Here is a 15,079-nt window from a genome sequence, read left to right on the forward strand (position 1 = left end):
GGTTTCCATAATGTCCGCGGCAGGCATGTTTCCCTCTCTTGTACTACTTGACAATGCTTGATTTGTTGCGCGACATGGTGAGGGCAACCACTGCGATGATGACCGCGCCGTAGACCAAGCTCTGTGCTTGGGCGTCAATACCGACCGCAGTCGTCGCGATGGGAACGAGGGCAACGGTCAGCGCTCCGAAGATCACCGTGAGCGGATTCACTACGCCCCCGGAAATCGACGTCCCTCCGATCAGCGCTGCGGCGATGGCGGGAAGCAGCAGGTCGCTTCCTAGGCCGGTGGGCGACGCGGATCCCGCCTGCGCGATGATCGCGATGCCGGCGAGTCCAGCCGCGAACCCCGAGAGAGCGAAGGCCAGCACCTTGAGCGAGCGCGTTCGAACGGCCGAGAAGATCGCGGCGGACTCGTTCTTTCCGATGGCCGTCATTCCTCGGCCGATGCGGGTGTAGCGCAGGAGTACCCAAAGAGCGACCGCCAGTAGCACGCCCATCCAGAACGTCATCGGCACATTTGCGATTCCGCTTTCGTACAACGAACGAACGCTCTCCCCGTTGCTAGAGACATAGACGGTCGTGCGGCCGCTGGCTACGAGCGCGATGGCTTGAAAAATTCCCAGCGTGCCGAGTGTAAGCGCAAAGGACGGCACCTGCGCGTAGGCGAGGATTAGGCCGTTCACGGCTCCGAAGGCGGTGGTGGCAAGGAGAACGATCAGTGGCGATAGACCCGCTACGGGCCCGAGCGTGAGAGCAAGCAAGATTGCACCCAGCAGGCCAATCGCGGCATTCGACAAGTCGATCGACCCGACATTGAGCACCATTGCCTGCCCGAGTGCTAGCAAAAGGATGGGGGCCGACGACGACGCGATTATTGCTAATCCTCCTCCCCCGATGAAAGCTGGCGTGAGGATCGCAACGACGACGAGAATCGCAAGAAAGATGACGATCGGGCCAATCGCATGCCAGCCTCCGAGGCGCTTCACGGACGGCAACTTACCGCGGGCGGGGATGAGGACGGGTACGGCAATCTTCGTTGCCTCGTTATCAATCTTGGACATCAGAGCATCCTTTCGAGCAGGTCCAGAGTCGCGGGATTATCGTGACCGAGGTCGAAGACCCCCGAGATCCGACCGTCCCGCATCACCACGATGTCATCGGCGATATCTAACGCCTCATCGATCGTGTCGGGTATGAGAATAATTGCGGTGCCGCCATCGCACACCGACCGGATCTGCGCGTTGACTGTCTCCGCCGCACCCGGGTCGAGGCCTCGGAGCGGGTGGTCTAGCACGAGTGCCTTCAAATTTGAAGAGTTCAGCCACTTGGCGAGGACGACCTTCTGCTGGTTGCCGCCTGAAAAGTCTTGCAACATGTGCAGGGGCTCCCGAGGCCGAATGTCCAGCTTCTCAAACCACATCCGTGCCAAAGACAGCCTGCGTCGGGGAAGCTCGAACGGCCCAACGGCCGCGGAGCCGGGATGCGTGAGCGTGATGTTTTGATCCGCTGGCATTTCCCCCACCATTCCCTCAGTCTTGCGCTCCGCAGGCACGTAGCCGACCCCCAGGTCGACGGCACGTTTGATGGACAGCTGGTGCCCGGAGTATCCCGCGATCGAGACCGATCCGGAGTCAAAGCCTTCGGCCCCGAAGACCGCTCGCACCACGGACTCGCGGCCTGAGCCGCTGGTACCCAGAATGGCCAGGACTCGGCCGGGGTAGGCATCGATCGATACATCCGCATAGGATCCTGCCCGGGTGAGGTCGTGGATCGAGATGATTGGGCTGCTCGTCGCCTCAATACTCCGCCGGTTTCGAACAGCAGCGTGGGTCTCCCGACCAACCATGAGGCGAAAGAGTTCCTCTTCGGTAACGTCATCGACGGGGCGGTCGGCGATCAATTCACCATCGCGCATGACGACCACCCTGTCGCAGATGCGCATGACCTCGTCGAGTCGGTGCGAGACGAAGATAACCGAGCCGATGTCGCGAAGCTTGGAGATTTCCCTCTCCAAGATCGCGGTCTCCGTCCTTTCTAGGATTGCAGTTGGTTCATCGAGGATCACGAGAGGCGTCGTGTGGCTGGCGGCACTTACCCGGATCGCCCGCGCAATCTCGACCATCTGGCGATCAACGAACGACAGGTCGCTTACTCGTGTCTTCGGATTCAAGTGCGATCCGATGAGGTCGAGAGCCTGTGCTGCGTCCGCGTACAAGCGTCGCCAGTTGTACAGCCCTAGCCGATTGACACCGCCCCGGCCCATTGGTGTGTTGACCTCGATGTTTTCGGCGATTGTGAGGTTTGTGAAGAGAGATTGCTCCTGGTGAACGACCCCGATCCCCGCGCGCAGGGCATCAGCTGGTCCGCGGAACTGAACTTCCCGTCCGTTTACGGCGATTGTTCCTTCGTCGTGGCGATAGTTGCCCGAGAGCATCTTCAGCAGCGTTGACTTGCCCGCGCCATTCTCTCCAATGAGGCCGATGACCTCACCCGATTGAATATTAAGCGACACTTTGCGAACGGCACGATTCGATCCGAAGCTCTTGGAGACGCTGTCGAGGCGAAGCACTGCGGGAGTTGTGGTCACGTCGTTCACTTTGCCACCTGCAATCTGTCGCGCTGCGACCACGCGGCGAACACGATAGCGGCGACCAGGATCGCGCCGGTAACTGCCGACTGATAACTCGACTCAACGCCGGAGAGTATGAGTCCGTTGTTCAGGATCGTCAGCAGGAATACGCCCAATACGGTGCGCAGGATCCCCCCTTTTCCACCGCCGAGATGCGTGCCTCCGATGACAACCGCAGGAATGACGATGAAGAGCACTCCGGAGCCGACGGTCGGTGACCCGATGTCGAGTTGAACAGTGGCCAGGATGCCGCCGAGACCGCTCAGAAGCGCGGCAATGGCGAAGACGGCAACCTTTACGCGGAAAGCCGGAAGGCCCGCCGAGCGCACGATCGTTTCGCTGTTTCCAATGGCGAGGGTCACCCGGCCGATCCGGGTACTGCGTAGAACGAATATGCCGAGGCCGATGACGAGCAGCGCCACCCAGAAGGAGTTCGGAAGCCCGAAACTAATTCGCGAGGTCCAGCCCTTCAACCCCTCATCTTCAAGACGAGGGAGAAGGTCGGTTCCATAGAGCATGGTGGCGATTCCGAGGCCGACATACCACATTCCCAGAGTAACGATGAATGAGGGAACCTTCAGCGCGGTGAAGATGAGGCCGCTGGCGACACCGATCACAAGAGCTACGCCGAGCGCTATGACCCAAGCCCATGGCCCCAAGTCCGCTCCCCCCCGCGAGTTGGCGCTGAGAAGGATCCAAGTCATTCCGGTGGCCCCCATGACTCCCTCCACGGACAAGTCGATGGATCCAAGGAGGATGACCAGGGTCGCTCCCACGGCAACGATCAAGGGGATAGCGGACTGGGTAAGCACATTCTGAAGGTTGGAGGCAGTCAGAAAGCGTTCGTTGAGCAAAGAAAACACACCGATAAGAACGGCCAGAGCTACGAGTAAACTCAGCGGTTCGGCGAGACCGCGGAACCGAGCACGGCGCTCGATGCCGGATTCGCGGATCCTGATCGCAGTGGTGCTTATGCCCCCCGCGACCTGTTCCGCTACAACTTTGTGAACCATGAAAATTCTCCTCGCATATACAGATCTCGTACTGGTGATGCGGCTGTTCCCGGCCGTCGTCTGGTGACGAGGGCCGGGAACAGGCCGGCCGCAATGCGCTACGACTTGGGCAAAACCTCGGGGCCACCGCCGCCGACGAGGGTCGCCGGCTCGGTGTCCCACGGGCCAGTCTCGACAAGATTGTCAACGAAATCAGCTGCAGCCGTGTCAGTGTCGTACTTCGCGTAGTCGCCAAGCGTCTCGGGGGTTACGCACTTGATGTCAAAGAAGCTATCCCGCTTGTCCTTGGGCAGTTCGGACGGAACGATCTCGCCGATCGCGGCCTGGTAGGCCGTGTACAGACCGATGGCGGAGGCCATGTAGCCGCGGTGGAAGGTTTCCCCGACAATGGCATTGTTGCCGTAGCCCTCTTTCATCAGTTTTACCGTGTCGGGGTACAGACCGTCAGAGGCGAACTTCACCGAGTTCAGCAAACCGGCGTCATCGAAGGCTTGGAGCGCACCGAGCTGCATACCGTCATCGGCACTCCAGACACCATTGATCTGGTCGCCGTACTTAGCGATCAGGTCCTTTGAATTCTGGTTGGCCAGCTGCGGGTCCCAGTTCGAAGCCTGCTTCTCGAGAATTTTGATGTCAGGGTAGTTTTCACGCATCTCAGCCTCGAAGCCGGCGACACGCGTCGCGCTGGTCGTGCTGTCTTCCACGCCGGGGAACATGATTACGTTGCCCTTGCCCCCAAGTGCATCACCGATTGCCTTGGCATTGCAGCGGCCTGAGTCCACACCAGCGTGCTTCTGGAAGGCCACGAAGTTATCCCCCGCGTCCCAGGGCTCGAAGTTATCGGGTTTGTTCCACCAGATCGATACGTAGCCACCGGCACGCTTCACAGCGTCCACGATGGTCGGGGTGTCCGAGCTCGCTACCGTGTTGACGAACATCACGACCTTCTTGCCCTGCGCCAAGATCGCCTGAATCTTCGAGATTTCAGTCTGCGACGAACCCTGCGAGTCGATGATCTCGAGAGGAATGTCAAGTTTTTTGGAGAGGGCCTTAGCTCCCTCAATGTTGGCGATGAAGTAAGGGTTTGTGGTGTTGATGACGGATGCGACGAGGACGAGATCCTCTTTGGCGATCGGCCCCGAGGAACCGGTGGCGGTTCCACCCGCGGTCGACGTGCACCCGGCGAGAGCGAGCGCAGCAACAGCCGCGAAGGCGGCGAGGCGGAGCGCGCCGCGTTTGTTTCTGAGAGACATCTTTGACTCCTTTGTCGTGGGTAAGGCTTGATTTCAAGTCGTTTGCATTTTTATTCAGCAAATAAATTTTGATTCACTGTGAGGATATGGGTACTCGCGCGTGCACGCAAGAGAATTTCGCCGGACGGCCCACACGTGACCGATTCGTTACGATTTGGAACGAGAAAATCGTGCGTCAGCGCAGAGTTCGGAAGAAATCCCGAACGTCGTTCACGTAGATTTCCGGTTCTTCCAAGGGAGCGAAGTGACCGCCGGTGCTGTGGACGCGGTACTGCTGGAGGTTGAAGTACTTCTCCGTCCACGTTTTCGGCGGCTTGTAGATCTCGCCCGGGTAGATCGAGACCGCGGTCGGCACTCCCACGACCGGGAACCGGTTGTGGCTCGGCGTCCACGGGTTACCCCGGCACTCCCAGTAGTACCGGGACGAGGTCCCACCCGTTCCCGTCAGAAAGTACACCGCGGCGGTCGTGATCAGGTCTTCCTTTGGCCACACACGCTCGAATGACTCTGTGCCGCTGCCACGTTCCGCGAGGCCCCAGAAATAGCGCTTCTCGGTAATCCAGGCCAGCTGGGCCGCAGGCGAGTCGGTGACGAGCGCCGCGAGCGTCTGTGGCTTCGTCAACTGGATCTCACCGTAGCCACTCTCATTCTCGACGAACAACTTGCCACGTTCGAACCAGCCGGATTCGTCGGCGGAGTACTCGCTCGCCGCCGGCAGTCCCAAAAAGGTGTCATACTCGACGCCGTCGGGCTGGTCGGGATGATCCGGAAGATAGTGCGACATCTGCGCGGGAAAATGTGTGTACACCCCGATGACGTCAGATTCGTACTTGTGCCCGTGCTGCTGGGCGATGAGCGCGCCCCAGTCCCCCCCTGCGGTGGCGTAGCGGTCGTACCCCAGAATCTGCTTCATAAGAACGTTCTCGAGATCGGCGGTCTTCCAGAAATTCCACCCTGTCTCCGTCAGCGGAGACGAAAACCCATAGCCAGGCAGGGAGATCAGAACGACATCGAAGGAATCAGACTCCAAACCGCCGAACCTTACCGGATCCGTCAGAGGCTCAATAATTTTTCGTACGTCCCAGAAAGTCCAGGGCCAGCCATGGTGGAGAAGCAGCGGCTTCGGGTTCGGCCCCTTGCCGCGCACATGGATGAAGTGCAGGGGCACGCCCATCACGTCCACCTTGAAGTGTGGGAGTTCGTTCATCTGGCGCTCCACAGCACGCCAATCGTACTCGTTGATCCAATAGTCAATGAGGGTGCGGTGGTAGTCGGTATTGTAGCCGTAGCGCCAGTCTTCGTTCCCAAAATCCTGCGGGAATCGTGTGCGTTTCAGCCTCTCCATCATGTCGTCCAGATCCGCGTCGGGGATGCGGATCTCGTACGGCTGGACATCAAACGAATTCGACAACCTAGAACCTCCTCGTTCTGCGTCGCACGCGTGAAGTATGTTTTTATTCATCGACTGCGTGTATATTCACTCTATATCCCAACCGGGATATATCTGTCAACGAATCGTGCTCGGTCAGAAGAATCAGCGTGTTGCGGCTGCTGGTGGAATCGGTTGGAATCACTGCCGATGACGCCGATCGAGGCCAGCGCGAACGGAAATGTCCGCGGAAGCGCCCCATCAGCGACGTCGCTGCAGTCGAGCTAACGCTCGCGAATCGGAACCAAAAAAATCGTTGTCCGGCTTTTGCCGCACGCCATCGCTGCAGGTGCAATCATCTCGAGAAAGAGAAGTGGACCATGGGCACTGCCCTCGACAAATATGCGGACATGAAGCCCAATTGGGACTACCCGGTCATTATCGAGTCCCACATCAATGGGATCCGTACGAAAGAGATGAACCCCAACACGCCAATTTCCTATGACGAGATTGCGGAAGACGCGATTCGTTGCTGGGAAGCCGGCGCCGGCGCGATCCACGCCCACAACACTAGCTTCGATCTCATGGGCGCAGACGCATACAAGGACTACATGCGCACCTGGGACATGGTGTTGCAAAAACACCCTGACATCACCTGGTACCCGACGACCTGCAATAACCTTCGCCTCAAGGGAGACGAGAACGGGCTTCAACACGTCCCTCTACTGATTGAAAAGGCAAATGTTCGCATTGCCTGCGTCGATACAGGGCTCACCCTGTTCGCTACAGAAACGGATGCCGAGGGCTACCTCGCCGGGCCGGAATTCGGGTTCAACTACGAGCGGGTGGGCAGCCAAATCAAAATGCTGCGCGAGCACGGCACCCCCATGGTCTTCGGCGTCTACGAACCAGGCCACCTTCGCCACGCCATGCACTACGTGAACAAGGGGCTCTCCACACCCGGCTCTATGTGGGATTTCTATCTCATTGGCGATTACGGTCTGACTGCCACAGAACCCATCGGAACGAACGGCATGAAGCCGAGCCTTGAAAGCCTGTACTACTACCTCTGGATGATCGAGGAAGCCAAGGTCAAGCATCCGTGGTACATCTCGATCTGGGGTCAGGGTGCGCTCGACGACACCTCAATCCTCCGGAGGGCGATCGAGCTGGGGGGCCACATCAAAACTGGACTGGAGCTGTTCTATGATCCGGCCCGCAACCCGACAAACCTGGAACTGCTGCAGCAGGCGCAAGAGATCGCTCGGGAGGTCGGCCGACCCATCGCGACCGCGGACGAGGCGAGAGCCCTGTACAACATCCGATGATGCGCAAATGACGAAAATATTTCGCGGAGTCCTCTTCGTTCAAATGTGAGACTAGTTACGTACGCGTTTCGACAATTTGGCTTGCCTGCGGGCGTGCCCATGCCGAGTGTCGTTGTTGGAGCCCGGTCACGAGCTCGTTCACTATTTCATCGAGTGTTCCTCGTACACCCTCATCACGCAGGCTTCCCAGGCTTGCGGGCGACCACTCAAGGTTCATTGCACCGTAGACCGCATCCACGACTGGTCGCAGTCCCTCGGGCTTGTCAAGAACAATGCAGGCGGTGAGGAGCCTGGCCCGGCGCATGGCGCGCTGAGCGATACCTACAACTTTCACTCGCCCTCGGGCATTGACGCTATGGTCACCCGCGCAGTACTCCCCGACGACGGGACCGACTCGAGCGTCGAGGCCGAGGTCGCCCAGCACATCTCGAAAGCAATCGGCGCCCACCTCAAAGGCGGCTATGTGATTACCGTAGAACTCCAAGGGGGCCATGAGATCGATAATCAGGCAGGTCTGATCGTAAGCCACCGCTCGTCCCCCCGCGAGGCGGATCACCGGGTCAAAGCCGAACCTGCGAGCGGCCGCTGAGGCTGCGGCGAATTCGGGCATCAAACTCTCGCGTCGGCTGAATGCCACCGTTGGAATCGGGCGATATGCCCTGATCCGAGCATGAGCATTAACGTCCTGTTGCATCTCGCGGAGCACGCGCAAGGATTCGTCGATGTCGTCTTGTGCCGTGCTGCCGACCCGGCCCAGTGATAATTTCGGAATGCGAGTGTGCAACTGCCGGTTCGCCGTGGTCACGTCGCGCAAGACCATAATTTTGAATCTAGGAACAGGAGATAAATCAATTGTCTGATCAGCTGGCGGATATGCAAGTGCACCATGAGGTGCGTTCTACCACGACCGACCTGGAGGGGCTTGTTTGGGATATTCGATCCGACGAGGTCGTGTACGGGGAGACCATCTTGACGCGGCAGTATCTCTCTCATCGCGGCGCGGTTGCGATCGTTGCCCTGGATGAGGACGATCGTGTTTTGCTGATACGGCAGTATCGCCATCCAATACGTGCACGAGAGTGGGAGCTTCCGGCAGGCATTCTCGACGCTGCCAATGAAAGTCCCATTTCGGCCGCCCGACGAGAATTGTTGGAAGAAACCGGACTTGCAGCCGCGAATTGGGAGCTGCTGCTGGATTTCTTCCCCACCCCAGGTGGCAGCAACGAAGCAGTCCGCGTCTTTCTCGCACGTGGCCTGGAGACAAAAGCGACCGACTTTCGCCCCACTGGAGAAGAAGTGAATATCGAACTTCGCTGGGTTCCGCTCGACGATGCTGTCACGGCAATTCTTGACCGTAAGACGCAGAACGGAACCCTTGCGGTCGCAGTATTGGCGGCTTTCGCTGCCAAGGTGCGGGGCCGGACGAACGCGACAAGTGCGGACGCTCCGTGGGATCGCCATCCGTCGGCCTCCTTGCACCACTGATTCCCGAAACACTAATCAGTCCAGCCTAGGGAGTTTTGGATATTCTTGCAATCGACGAATGTTGATACACTTGCGTATCTTAGTGAAAGGAAGAGTCATGTCTGCTGATCCGGAACCGCGCCGCTTCATGACCAAGGTTGCGCGTATGTATTACACGCACGGCATCCGGCAGATCGATATCGCGTCGAGCTTGGGCATATCGCAAGCGCGCGTGTCCCGACTGTTACAGGCCGCAGAGCAGGCGAAAATTGTCCGAACGGTTGTTGTCGTCCCCGAGGGCCTGCACGCGGAGATCGAAGAAGATCTGCAAGGGCGTTACGGGTTGTCCCAAGTTCACGTCGTTGAAGCGCTGGATCTGGACGACGAGGGTGGGATCAATCGCGACCTCGGCGAAGCCGCCGCACTCATCCTCTCGGCAATGCAGTTATCGGGCAAAACTATCGGCTTTACTTCGTGGAGCCGGTCACTGCGTTCACTCGTGACCACCCTCGAACCGTCGAAAAAGAGGTCCGACGCCACTCGCATCGTCGAGATGCTCGGGGACGTCGGCCCACCACAGCTGCAGCATGATTCCACCCGTTCCACGCAACGCTTTGCTGACCTAATCGGCGGGACGCCACTGTTCATCCGCGCCCCCGGAGTTCTGTCTTCGGCGGAAGTGCGTGAGGCAATGATTAGCTCCGACGCACACACCCGCGAGGCGATCGCGGCGTTGGATGAATTGGACGTTGCTCTCGTCGGTATCGGTACCTGCAATATCGACGCGCCGCTGGAACCGGGCGGCAACTTTTTCACCGTAGAACAGTTCGAAATGGCCAAATCCCTCGGCGCCGTCGGACAAATCAACCTGAGATTCATCGATGCGGAGGGAATCCCGATCGAGAGTGAGCTTGATTCCCTGGTGATTGGCGTGACCCTGGCCCAGCTTCCCGGCACGGGCGGCCGCTTTGCCGTCGCTGGTGGAAGGTCGAAATACGAGGCAGTGCGGGCAGCGCTTCGCGGTCATTGGATCGACACTCTGGTCACGGATATGGAAACGGCAGAGCGGCTGCTGCAGGAGTGAAGATAGGTGAGCGGCGGCCCGCACCGCGAGCCGCCGCCATCGAATACACGTTGTTACAGCGGCGCTTCCAGTTTCGTCTTCAATGCTCCGAGAAACTCGGCCGCAACCGCTCCATCCAGGGCGCGGTGATCCGAGGTGAGGGTCAGTTCGGCGATGGGACGCCAACTTCCGCCATCCTCAGTCCAAACATGACGGCGGATGGTGGCGCCGACGGCCAGGATGGCAGCCTGGGGCGCGTTGACGATGGCATCGAAGCGGGTCACCCCGAGCATGCCAAGATTCGAAATCGTGAACGTCCCTCCCGTGATGTCGTCGCGCCCCAGCCCGCCGGAACGTGCACGGCCGACGATGTCGCGCCGGCGCTGAGCGATCTCTTCAAGATTCAACTGATCGGCGTTGTGAATAATCGGTACTGTCAGACCCTTGTCCGTGGCGACAGCTATACCCACGTGGGCTCGGGGGAAAGATACGACCGCCTCGCCGTCCACGTGCACGTTCACCGCCGGAACAAAGATCAGAGCGTGCGCGGTCGCACGAACAAGCACATCGGTCACGGTCGCCCCCGGCACGACGATCTTGGCACGCGACGCCTCCGTCATATCAACCTCGACCGTGAGGTGGAAGACGGGCGCTTCCCACGCCGTGACCATGCGCCGCGCCGCGGTGCGACGCATGCCCTTCAGCTCGGTACGCTGGCCCTCGTCGAGATCTAGTGGTTGCGTCATCACGCCCGCGCTTCGGTCAGAACGGCGGTTGTCGAGGCACCGGCACACCCGTACTCGCGCATCTTTGCGATCGTCGCTTCGATCATCTGGCGCTTTCCTTCGGACATGGCGTCTTCGAGCTGGCGGTCACCCTGCGCCCAGGTCTCTTCGATACCGCGGCGAAAGGCATGGCGGAGATCAGTATCGGCGTTCAGCTTGTGCACGCCAGCCGCGATCGCGGCGCTGATATCCGACTCCGGTACTCCCGATGCTCCATGCAGAACGAGGGGAACGCCCGTGACATCCCGAATGCGCTGGATTCGTTCGATGTCCAGGGGCAGTGGGTCACCAGAGGTGATGCCGTGCATCACACCTGCCGAAATCGCTAGGAAATCGACACCGGTTTCCGCGACGAATCTTTCGGCTTCGTCGACGTTGGTGTAGTGCGCTGACCAGTCGATTCCGTTGGATGCATCGGGAATGCTGCCCAGTTCCGCTTCTACTGGAACGCCGAATGAATGTGCAACCTGAACGACGTAGCGCGTAGTTTTCAAGTTCTCTTCGAACGGCAAGTGCGAGCCGTCAAACATGATCGAGTCAAATCCAAGACGCAGGGCTTCGAAGACCTCGTCGTACGTACCGTGATCGAGGTGGATGACCGCATCCGCGCCTGTACCGTCGAGTTCACGACGGGTCATGCGGTACGCAGCCTCAAGACCCATGTGAGGAACAATCGCCCGCCCAACTTGCAGGAACACTGGGGATTGAGCGCGAATTGACGCTTCGATCAGCGCTTGCGTGGTCTCAGGGTTGTGCATATTGAAACCACCTACTGCATAGCCACCTGCTCGGGCGCGGGCAACATAGTTTTCGGCTGTCTTCGTGGTCATCATGATCCTCTCGATTGGTTCAGTTGTTAGACCAGCACGTCAGTGTGCGGCCAGTACCGGGACGGAATCTGGGACCGTCCCGTTGGTTGGGTAAGGCGGTGCCGGCGGCATCATGCGCGCGGATCGCACGGCGGACTGCCAACCGCCGTAGAGCTGGTCGCGTCGGTCGCTGCTCATGCGGGGCTCGAACACGCGCTCCACGCGCCACGTGTCGCGCACGAGATCTTGTGCGTTCCACAGACCCACCTCTGCTCCGGCAATATATGCGACTCCGAGAGCGGTGCGTTCGAGGCCCTCCGGCCGAACGACCGGCATGCCAAGGATGTCGGCTTGGAACTGGCACAGAAAGTTGTTGCAAACCGCTTTTCCGTCTACCTTCAGCGACGTCACGCTCATACCGCCGGCACGCAAGGCATCAAGGTTGTCGCGCGTCTGGTACGCCATGGCTTCGAGCGCCGCGCGAACAATCTGGTCGATGCCCGTGTCAAGAGTCAATCCAAAAATTGAGGCTCGGACGTCCTTGTCCCAGTAAGGGTCGCAGAGGCCGGCGAACGCGGGAACAAAGTAGACGCCCTGGGTGTCTGTGACCCGTTCTGCGATGCGCTCCATCTCCGCTACGGATCCAACAGCCCGCATCTTGTCACGCAGCCAATGAAGCGTCTGCCCGCTGTGGAATACCACCCCTTCGACTTCGTAGCTGGTGAGCTCGGGAATGTTCATCGCCACGCTGGTAGTCATTCCGGGGAGAAGGAGTGGGCTGCTCCCGACGTTGGCGACGAGCACGCCAGCGGTTCCAAACGTGTTCTTGACTGAGCCCTCGTCGAAACATCCCTGCCCAAAAAGTCCAGCCTGCTGATCAGCGATGATTGCTTGGATGGGTATGTGATGGCCGATGCCGCCGGGCAGAATGCTGGGGTCAAGGTATCCGAAGTGCGAATTGGAAGATCGCACCTCGGGGAGTAGCTCCTGCGGGATTCCGTACACGTCGCAAAGTCGGTCGTCCCACACAAGTTCATTAATGTTGAGCAATGCCGTGCGCGACGCCGATGTCGCATCGGTGACGTGCTCACGCCCGCCGGTGAGGTTCCAGACAAGCCAGGTGTCGACTGTTCCGGCAGCGTAGTCGCCCGTGCCTGCAAGCGCTTTGAGTCCCGGGATATTCTCGATGAACCAGGCCAGTTTAGGGGCGGAAAAAAACGAGTCGTTCCTAAGCCCGGTGAGCGTGCGGATTTCGGCGTCGAGCCCCATGTCGGACCAGCGCTGCACGATCTCATCGGTCTGATGTGAAGACCACATGATCGCATTGTGCACGGGGATGGAGGTGGATCGATTCCAGATCAAACAGGTTTCCCGGTGAGTGGTCACCCCGACCGTTGCAATATCGCGCGCCGTCAGCCCCGACCGATCCATAACCTCGTCGATCGCTGCCCGCATCGCAGTCCACAGCTGGGCCGGGTCAAGCTCGACCCAGCCGTGGTTGGGGAAAAGGGGCGTGAGCGAATTTGATGCCTCCGCGACGATCCGCCCGTCTGTATCAACGAGTACCGCCCTCGCGCTGCTCGACCCTTCATCGAGCGCGAGGACATAGCGGCCCGTCATAGGTCTGCCCGGCCGCCCTGGAGGCCGACATCACCGACGGTCAACCCACTTTGCCGTTCACCGGATGTCGCGCGACCCGGAATTTGCGCTGTGGGTCGGCCGGGGACGGCTAGGTGGCCGAGCCACTCAACGTAGCCGTCGATCTCTTCCTGGATACGGTTTTCATCCCAGCCGTTGATCGCCGCCATGATCTCCGCGATCCGCTCGACGCTCTGGATGCCGTGATCGGGTTCAAACGCCAGCAGAAGACGTCGTGCCATAACGTCTGTGAGAGTTCGGGCGAATTCTTCATGGATGGCGAAAACCACTTCAGCGGCCAGAGCCCCCGACTTTTTGTCGACGATTTCAGCGAGACTGGCATCGTCACTCACCAGAGCCACGATGTTCGCTGCCCGCACTCCGTACAGAGCGAGGAGGCGCTTCGCCACTAGTGGCGGCACAGCGCCGTTCGCAATGAACGCCTTCGAGAAGGCCTCATAGTTTGCTACTCGAGCACCAGGAAGGGGACTCGTCAGCGTAATTGTTTTGATCTTCTTAGCACCGAGGCTGCGAAGCGCTAAGTCAACGGCGTCCTCAGAGAGCTGTCGGAACGTCGTGAGCTTTCCGCCGATGACGGAGAAGAGGCCTTCGACGCCGTCTTTAGCGTGGTCGTGGATGATGTGACTCCGCGGAATCTTCCATTCGGGCACACCAGGCGCGTAGGGCAGTGGTCGCACTCCGCTATACGTGTAAAGAACATCGTCGGTGGTGAGTTTCGCGCCCGGCACGAGGGTGTTGACCTCGTTGAGAAGGTAGTCAATCTCCGACTGTTCTGCGCGAGCAGAGTCCGGTTCCTCGTTGTAGAGGTTGTCGGTGCAGCCGATGAGGTATCTATCCATCCACGGTATGACGAGGACCAGACGGCCATCCGCCTGCGACTCGTAGTACACGACGTCGCGAGGCGCCCCCGGGAACGGGGCTACGACAATATGGCTGCCCTTCGAGCCGCCGATGAATCGGGGTGAATTGACTCCCCCAAAGTCGGCCAGCAGGCGGTCGACCCACGGGCCTGCAGCGTTCATGACCACGCGTCCGCGCACGGAATGACGTTCTCCCGTGATGGAATCGGTGTACTCAACGCCGGTCACTCGAGCATCGGACTTCAACAGCCCATCGACGCGGGAGTGGGTGACGATGTCGGCCCCGTCACTCTTTGCTGCTACCGCGAGTTCAACACAGAGGCGCTCAGCGTATTCAACCTGCCCGTCGATAAATACCGCGGAACCTGTGAGTCCGGCAGGCTCCATCCCGGTGAAGCGGGACAGCACCGCGCCCTTCGTCAGAATACTGTGATTGGGTTGCTTCTTGTCCCACGAGAGGGCGTCGTAAGCGATCATGCCGAGACGGATCAACCACGACGGCCGCTTGTTGCGGGCGTAGAAAGGCATGAGAAGCGGCACAGGCTTCACGAGGTGCGGAGCGAGCTTGAAGAGACGCTCGCGCTCCTTCAGGGATTCACGAACCAGGGCGAAGTCCTTATGCTCCAGGTATCGAAGACCACCGTGAATGAGTCGCCCCGACCACGCGGACACACCGCTGCATATGTCTTCCTGGTCGATGACAATGGTTCGCAAGCCTCGCGCAGCCGCATCGCGCGCTATGCCGAGTCCATTGATACCGGCCCCTACGACGACGAGGTCATACGGTGCGCGGGTATCGCCGGCGTTCACTAAAGATGAGCTCATGGCTCCTCCTGCTTCGTTGT

At 59.6% G+C, this 15,079-nt stretch carries 13 protein-coding genes; 3 read left to right on the forward strand and 10 right to left on the reverse strand.

Features of this window, described 5'->3' with window-relative positions; genetic code table 11:
• Nucleotides 1-43: 43 nt before the first annotated feature.
• The 5 genes from CXY77_RS01645 to CXY77_RS01665 all read right to left on the reverse strand — a co-directional run bounded on the left by CXY77_RS01645 (nucleotide 44) and on the right by CXY77_RS01665 (nucleotide 6,308).
• Complete coding sequence (locus CXY77_RS01645; RefSeq protein ID WP_092341270.1) at nucleotides 44-1,063, reverse strand: ABC transporter permease; 1,020 nt, start codon at nucleotides 1,061-1,063, stop codon at nucleotides 44-46.
• Nucleotides 1,063-2,598 carry a sugar ABC transporter ATP-binding protein gene (locus tag CXY77_RS01650; RefSeq protein ID WP_158252738.1) on the reverse strand — a complete coding sequence of 512 codons (1,536 nt, stop codon included), beginning with the start codon at nucleotides 2,596-2,598 and terminating at the stop codon, nucleotides 1,063-1,065. The genes CXY77_RS01645 and CXY77_RS01650 overlap by 1 nt, the downstream gene beginning before the upstream one ends.
• Nucleotides 2,595-3,644 carry an ABC transporter permease gene (locus tag CXY77_RS01655; protein ID WP_104088313.1) on the reverse strand — a complete coding sequence of 350 codons (1,050 nt, stop codon included), beginning with the start codon at nucleotides 3,642-3,644 and terminating at the stop codon, nucleotides 2,595-2,597. Before CXY77_RS01655 ends, CXY77_RS01650 begins: the two co-directional genes overlap by 4 nt.
• A gap of 98 nt (nucleotides 3,645-3,742) precedes the next feature.
• Nucleotides 3,743-4,897 (reverse strand): sugar ABC transporter substrate-binding protein, encoded by a 1,155-nt coding sequence (locus tag CXY77_RS01660; protein ID WP_092341273.1) that lies wholly within the window; start codon nucleotides 4,895-4,897, stop codon nucleotides 3,743-3,745.
• 175 nt (nucleotides 4,898-5,072) lie between these two features.
• Nucleotides 5,073-6,308, reverse strand: a complete 1,236-nt coding sequence (locus CXY77_RS01665) for an epoxide hydrolase family protein (protein ID WP_158252739.1) — start codon at nucleotides 6,306-6,308, stop codon at nucleotides 5,073-5,075.
• Between the two features lie 128 nt (nucleotides 6,309-6,436).
• Between CXY77_RS01665 and CXY77_RS01670 the strand changes: the two genes are divergently transcribed.
• A complete protein-coding gene (locus CXY77_RS01670; protein ID WP_134505131.1) occupies nucleotides 6,437-7,594 on the forward strand; it encodes a 3-keto-5-aminohexanoate cleavage protein in 1,158 nt (385 codons plus the stop codon).
• Between the two features lie 55 nt (nucleotides 7,595-7,649).
• On the opposite strand, the gene CXY77_RS01675 is transcribed toward CXY77_RS01670, so the two are convergent.
• A complete protein-coding gene (locus CXY77_RS01675; RefSeq protein WP_140425659.1) occupies nucleotides 7,650-8,408 on the reverse strand; it encodes a lipoate--protein ligase family protein in 759 nt (252 codons plus the stop codon).
• Nucleotides 8,409-8,446: 38 nt separating this feature from the next.
• Between CXY77_RS01675 and CXY77_RS01680 the strand changes: the two genes are divergently transcribed.
• Both CXY77_RS01680 and CXY77_RS01685 read left to right on the forward strand, forming a co-directional pair.
• Nucleotides 8,447-9,079: an NUDIX hydrolase gene (locus tag CXY77_RS01680; RefSeq protein WP_233197163.1), complete on the forward strand. Its 633-nt coding sequence runs from the start codon at nucleotides 8,447-8,449 to the stop codon at nucleotides 9,077-9,079.
• Nucleotides 9,080-9,176: 97 nt separating this feature from the next.
• Nucleotides 9,177-10,142 (forward strand): sugar-binding transcriptional regulator, encoded by a 966-nt coding sequence (locus tag CXY77_RS01685; protein ID WP_158252740.1) that lies wholly within the window; start codon nucleotides 9,177-9,179, stop codon nucleotides 10,140-10,142.
• A gap of 53 nt (nucleotides 10,143-10,195) precedes the next feature.
• On the opposite strand, the gene CXY77_RS01690 is transcribed toward CXY77_RS01685, so the two are convergent.
• From CXY77_RS01690 to glpD, 4 genes are read right to left on the reverse strand one after another with little or no spacing between them, the layout of a single operon-like run.
• Nucleotides 10,196-10,867, reverse strand: coding sequence for a 2-oxo acid dehydrogenase subunit E2 (locus CXY77_RS01690; RefSeq protein ID WP_092341279.1), 672 nt, complete (start codon nucleotides 10,865-10,867; stop codon nucleotides 10,196-10,198).
• Nucleotides 10,867-11,736, reverse strand: coding sequence for a class II fructose-bisphosphate aldolase (locus CXY77_RS01695; RefSeq protein WP_092341316.1), 870 nt, complete (start codon nucleotides 11,734-11,736; stop codon nucleotides 10,867-10,869). Before CXY77_RS01695 ends, CXY77_RS01690 begins: the two co-directional genes overlap by 1 nt.
• A 39-nt stretch (nucleotides 11,737-11,775) precedes the next feature.
• Nucleotides 11,776-13,335, reverse strand: coding sequence for a glycerol kinase GlpK (locus CXY77_RS01700; RefSeq protein WP_092341280.1), 1,560 nt, complete (start codon nucleotides 13,333-13,335; stop codon nucleotides 11,776-11,778).
• Nucleotides 13,332-15,059, reverse strand: a complete 1,728-nt coding sequence (glpD, locus tag CXY77_RS01705; RefSeq protein WP_092341281.1) for a glycerol-3-phosphate dehydrogenase — start codon at nucleotides 15,057-15,059, stop codon at nucleotides 13,332-13,334. Before glpD ends, CXY77_RS01700 begins: the two co-directional genes overlap by 4 nt.
• Between the last annotated feature and the right edge of the window lie 20 nt (nucleotides 15,060-15,079).

Origin of the sequence: Cryobacterium sp. N21, assembly GCF_002929575.1 — a bacterium.
Taxonomy (GTDB): Bacteria; Actinomycetota; Actinomycetes; order Actinomycetales; family Microbacteriaceae; genus Cryobacterium; species Cryobacterium flavum.

Bases quoted from the DNA above. Each gene is read 5' to 3' on its own strand.
- CXY77_RS01660 (WP_092341273.1), bottom strand. From the start codon at position 4,897: ATGTCTCTCAGAAACAAACGCGGCGCGCTCCGCCTCGCCGCCTTCGCG.
- CXY77_RS01695 (WP_092341316.1), bottom strand. From the start codon at position 11,736: ATGACCACGAAGACAGCCGAAAACTATGTTGCCCGCGCCCGAGCAGGT.
- CXY77_RS01700 (WP_092341280.1), bottom strand. From the start codon at position 13,335: ATGACGGGCCGCTATGTCCTCGCGCTCGATGAAGGGTCGAGCAGCGCG.
- glpD (WP_092341281.1), bottom strand. From the start codon at position 15,059: ATGAGCTCATCTTTAGTGAACGCCGGCGATACCCGCGCACCGTATGAC.
- CXY77_RS01685 (WP_158252740.1), top strand. From the start codon at position 9,177: ATGTCTGCTGATCCGGAACCGCGCCGCTTCATGACCAAGGTTGCGCGT.
- CXY77_RS01655 (WP_104088313.1), bottom strand. From the start codon at position 3,644: ATGGTTCACAAAGTTGTAGCGGAACAGGTCGCGGGGGGCATAAGCACC.
- CXY77_RS01645 (WP_092341270.1), bottom strand. From the start codon at position 1,063: ATGTCCAAGATTGATAACGAGGCAACGAAGATTGCCGTACCCGTCCTC.
- CXY77_RS01690 (WP_092341279.1), bottom strand. From the start codon at position 10,867: ATGACGCAACCACTAGATCTCGACGAGGGCCAGCGTACCGAGCTGAAG.